Genomic DNA, 218 nt, shown 5'->3' with positions numbered 1-218 from the left:
ATGATCGTCAATGGCAGATAGGCACGCAGCACATCTTTCCATTGTCCATGCCACAACAGCCACAGTGGTCCCAACAATATGATATCGTCATTACAGTCCGGTTCCAGCAAAATAAAATGTTGGTACTGCTTGGAAACGCCGGAATGATTGCAGGGATCGTCGTAGGACTTGCTATCAATATATGGTTGTTCCGGTATTGGCACAAAAGGCCGGTGGGG

The 218-nt window shown here is 47.7% G+C and carries 1 protein-coding gene; it reads right to left on the bottom strand.

What is annotated here, in order from left to right; translation table 11 throughout:
- The coding region (locus H6B10_RS17480; protein WP_204652563.1) for a hypothetical protein at positions 1-218 on the bottom strand (218 nt) is incomplete at both ends.

Origin of the sequence: Gemmiger formicilis (assembly GCF_016901605.1) — a bacterium.
GTDB classification, from domain to species: domain Bacteria; phylum Bacillota; class Clostridia; order Oscillospirales; family Ruminococcaceae; genus Gemmiger; species Gemmiger formicilis_B.
The sequence above is the reverse complement of the archived record's forward strand: the minus strand, read 5'-3'. Positions and strand labels throughout refer to the sequence as shown.